A 4,076-nucleotide genomic window follows, 5' to 3' on the forward strand; every position below is an offset into this window, starting at 1 on the left:
GCTGCAGCAGCGCCCGACGCTGACTCCCGACCAGGTCAAGAAGCTGCTGATGAGCACCGCCCAGCCGATGGCCGGAGTCGACGCGGTCGCGCAGGGCAGCGGCCAGCTCAACATCGATGCCGCATCCAAGGCGGCCATCCCGGCCGGCGCCACCCAGATGTACACCAGAGCGCTGGGCACCGGGACGCTGGAAGGCGCCCGCGGCACCGCCCACCTGGCCGACGCGGCCACCGGGCTCGAGTTGACCGGCGAGCGCGACATCATGGGCAAGGCTTGGACGCCGGCGACGTGGACGATCGCCTCGGCCGCCGGCAAGGCCTGGTCGGGCGGCGTCTGGAACGGCAACGCGTGGGCCGGGACCGGCTGGACCGGCACGTCATGGGCCAGCCAGACGTGGTCCACCACCACGTGGACCGCCCGCACCTGGTCCGGCGACACGTGGACGGCCCGCACCTGGAGCGACGCCGGCTGGACCAGCGGCGGCTGGACCGCCCGCACCTGGTCGGCTCGCACCTGGTCGGCCCGCACCTGGAGCGGCGGCGCCTGGGCATCACGTACCTGGCAGTGACGCAGCATGCGCCGGAGGCCTTCGGGCCTCCGGCGCTTCGCCTTGCCGGGTCGGCCGGTCATCCCGGCGGGGCGGCGTGCCGCGTCCCGTAGTGCAGGCGCAGGAGGTCGGCGCCGAAGTCGTCGCGAAGGTGCCGCCACACCGAGTGCGCGTGGTTGCCCTCGTCCTGGGTGTTGTCGTATTCGATCAGGAAGTTCGGCGCGGAGACGCAGTAGTAGTGTCGCGCACCGCGTTCGGCACCGCCGGCCCAGGCGAAGCCGATCCGGTCCAGGCCCGCTTCGACGGTCTCCGCCCAGCACTGATCGGCATACTCGGCCGGGGCCCGGTCCAGGTACCGGCGCACCAGGAGTCGCAGGACGCCTTGCTGAGGCTCCGTCATGTCGCCGTACCGGAGGCCCTCCGGCAGCAGGCGCGGATCAGCGACGGGATCGGCCCGGGTCAGGATGTCGTCAGGTGGGGTGGCCGAGAACACCGCGACGCGGCGCCGGCCGGAGTCCAGGCCGGTGAGAAGGTCCCGCGCGATGTCCTCGTCCGGGCCCAGCAGGCGGCGGCCGGAGGGCAGTTCGGCCGGTTCGGCGCCGATGAAGTGTGGGGTGACGCTCATCCGGCCGTGGGCGACCACGACGTGTACGCCGAGATGATGGCCGTTGACGCGCCAGCCCCACGGCGCGTCCCCACCCGGCTCGCCGAGCACGCGGAACCAGTAGCGATCGTTGGCGACCGGCGCTCCGGTCACCAGTTCCCGCCGGACCCGCTCGACCTGCAGCACACCGGTCGCGAGTTGCGCACCGAGCGGACCGTGTGCGGAGCCGAGCAGTTCCAGAGCACATTCGCGCTGGTCGTCCGACATGTCCGCCAGCGGCAGGCCCGGCCGGTCGCCGGGCAGGTAGGTCCACTCGTGCCACTGTGGATCGTCCAGCCGTCCGCCGAGCATCCGCAGCTGTTCCGGCTCGAGGCCGTGCACCAGCGCGCGTGCCGCCTCGGCCATTCGTCGCACCTGACCCATGTTCCCCTGCCTTTCGACGTCGCCCTGACCATATGCCGACGACGCCAACAGCAACGGCCGCTAGTTGTCGTCGCCGCCCGGCCGGGGACCTTCCCGTTCCTCGTCGACGTCGGGGAAGGCGACGAACCGGATGAGTACCTGCCGGGCCCCCTCGGCAGGCTCCCGTGCCTCATCGGCGTAGCGCCGGTAGAGCGTCATGTAGTCGTTCCAGAATCGCAGCAGCTCCTCGCCCGTGAGCCGCAGCGCGCCGCGGGCGAAGAGCAGGGCGTCGCCCCACTCGCCCAGCGAGTCACGCTGCTGCTGGAAGCGGGTGAACGCCTCGACGTCAGCGGCCACCTCGAGCCGTCCCAGTTCGGCGAATGCGTCGCGGGCTTCTTCGCTCATGCGGCTGCGCCGCCCGAAGCGGATGTCCTGCTCCGGTGCCTGCCACCAGCGCTCCCGCCCGTTGCCTCGCTCCGGCAACTCCTGCACGAACTCGTGCTCGGCCAGGCGCCGCAGGTGGTAGCTGGTGGTGCCGGTGCTCTCGCCGAGCGCCCGCGCGAGTGACGTCGATGTCGCCGGCCCGGCCCGCCGCAACTGCCTGAGGATCTGCTGCCGGAGCGGGTGCCCGAGCGCCTTCAGGGCGGCGGGATCGGTGAGCTCTCGGGGTTGTCCCTGATTCGCCATCGCGCCAACTATAGCAAAATTCCGTTTGCAGAGATTTCTCTGCAATCGGTCTACGAAAGGACCGCGATGTTTTCAGGAGGAACGGCACTGGCTGCGGGCGCCGCGGCGCTGAGTCTGGCGCTGACGCCCGCGGTGCCCGCCCAGGCACCCGCGTCGGGGGTCGCGGAGATCGCGCTGAGCGTCCCGACAAATGACGGGCTCACGCTCGCGGCGACGCTGCACGTCCCCGAGCAGGCCGCGCCGGGCAGGCCCGGCATGGTGCTCGTGCACGGCGCCGGGCCCGGCAAGCGCGACAAGTATCGGGAGGAGGCCGTCGTGTTCGCGCGGGCAGGCGTCGCGACGCTCACCTACGACAAGCGCACCGCCGGCTACTCGCTCACGCAACGCTCTTACTCGCAGCTCGCGGACGATGCCGCCGCGGCGGCCGCGGTACTGCGAAGACGGCCCGAGGTGGCCCCGTCGGTCGTCGGGATCTGGGGCTTCAGTGAGGGCGGCTGGGTCGCTCCGCTGGCCGCCTCCCGGGCGGCCGAGACCGCGTTCGTCGTGGTCGTGGGCGCGAACGGGGTGGCCCCGCTGCGCCAGCAGACGTGGGCCGACGCGGCAAAGATGCACCACGCCGGCGTCGAGGGCTCGCTCGTCGACGCGAGCACCCGCACGTTCTACCGGATGATCTCCGGCCTGGGAATGTTCCCCGAGCCGTACTACGACCCGGCGCCGCCGGTGCGGGCGCTGACCGTGCCAGTGCTCGGCATCTGGGGTGCGAAGGACCGATTGACGCCACCGGTCGAGAGCGTCGACGCGTTCCAGGTCGCGCTCGAGGCCGGCGGCAACCGGCACTACACCCTCCGCACGTTCGCGGACGCCGAGCACTCCGTGCGGACGACGACCACCGGATTCGACAAGGGCGCCGAGTTCGCGCCCGGCTATGTCGACCTGGTGACGGCGTGGATCGCGGCCGTCGCGAAGGGCGCCGCCCCGCCGATGTCCGTGGCGGGCACCGGTGACCAGCCGCGCCCGACCACTGAGGTGCCGCCGCTGGCCTGGCACGAGTCGGTGTGGGTGCAGATGGGCGTGCTCGTCGTGATGCTGGCCGGGTTCGGTGGTTTCTGGTTGGTCATGGGCTGGCGTGCGGTGTGCCGCCGGGGATCGGCGACCCCGCGGTCGGCCCGGCTGCTCTCCGGCGCAGGACTCGTCGCGATGCTCGGCGGCCTCTCCTACTTGGGCTTCGTCCAGGCGACGCGAGGCCGTACGTTCGACCCGGGCCCGATGCTGGCGGGCCGCCCGATCCTCTGGCTGGCGCTGCAAGCGGTGGCCGTGGTCGCCGTCGCCGCGGCGGTCGCGCTCGGCGTCCATCAATGGCGCGCCAGGCGTGACGTCCTCCTACTGCTCCCGCTCACGGCGGGGGTGGTCTTCGTCCCATGGGCCGCGTACTGGGGCCTGCTCCTGCCTTAGCGCGAATTCCCGCCCTGGGCCGCTTGATCGAGCTGGAGGCGGCGCCAGGCAAGGAAAGCCGGTGTGCTTGCGCGATGTGAATCGCAGCCCGGGTGGCCTGGCAGGCTGTCCGGGTGATCAGAGATCAGATGCCGGCGTTGGCGGTGGCTTCGGTGGCTGCCTTCGGTCTGGCGCTGTTGTCGGCGGTGGCCGGCTTCGGTGGTGGGGTGTTGCTGCTGCCGGTGTTCACGGCGCTGTTCGGGCTGCGGATGGCGGTGCCGATGCTGACGTTGACGCAGCTGTCGAGCAACGCGTTCCGGGTCTGGTTCAGCCGCGGTGAGCTGCATCGGCGATTGATCGGCTGGTTCGCGGTGGGCGCGGTGCCAATGGCGGTCGCGGGTGGGT

4 protein-coding genes and 1 pseudogene are annotated in these 4,076 nt (G+C 71.8%); 3 read left to right on the top strand and 2 right to left on the bottom strand.

From position 1 onward, the window contains the following. Positions 1-568: pseudogene (locus AB0M20_RS30480) on the top strand (peptidase S8 and S53 subtilisin kexin sedolisin); the annotation flags it as partial. Positions 569-626: 58 nt separating this feature from the next. On the opposite strand, the gene AB0M20_RS30485 reads toward AB0M20_RS30480, so the two are convergent. After that, the gene (locus tag AB0M20_RS30485) at positions 627-1,556 is read right to left on the bottom strand and encodes a DUF3500 domain-containing protein (RefSeq protein WP_364303773.1); all 930 of its coding nucleotides are present in this window, start codon (positions 1,554-1,556) and stop codon (positions 627-629) included. 78 nt (positions 1,557-1,634) lie between these two features. Further along, entirely contained in the window at positions 1,635-2,240 is a 606-nt protein-coding gene (locus tag AB0M20_RS30490; protein WP_364303774.1) for a helix-turn-helix domain-containing protein, read from the bottom strand. Between the two features lie 66 nt (positions 2,241-2,306). Between AB0M20_RS30490 and AB0M20_RS30495 the strand changes: the two genes are divergently transcribed. Then, positions 2,307-3,692 (top strand): prolyl oligopeptidase family serine peptidase, encoded by a 1,386-nt coding sequence (locus AB0M20_RS30495; protein ID WP_364303775.1) that lies wholly within the window; start codon positions 2,307-2,309, stop codon positions 3,690-3,692. 152 nt (positions 3,693-3,844) lie between these two features. Then, a partial coding sequence (locus tag AB0M20_RS30500) for a TSUP family transporter (protein ID WP_364303776.1) occupies positions 3,845-4,076 on the top strand: 232 nt, incomplete at its 3' end.

It is taken from the genome of Actinoplanes sp. NPDC051633 (assembly GCF_040681735.1).
GTDB lineage: Bacteria > Actinomycetota > Actinomycetes > Mycobacteriales > Micromonosporaceae > Actinoplanes.

Coding starts and splice junctions, on each gene's coding strand:
- AB0M20_RS30490 (WP_364303774.1), bottom strand. CDS start 2,240: ATGGCGAATCAGGGACAACCCCGAGAGCTCACCGATCCCGCCGCCCTG.
- AB0M20_RS30485 (WP_364303773.1), bottom strand. CDS start 1,556: ATGGCCGAGGCGGCACGCGCGCTGGTGCACGGCCTCGAGCCGGAACAG.
- AB0M20_RS30495 (WP_364303775.1), top strand. CDS start 2,307: ATGTTTTCAGGAGGAACGGCACTGGCTGCGGGCGCCGCGGCGCTGAGT.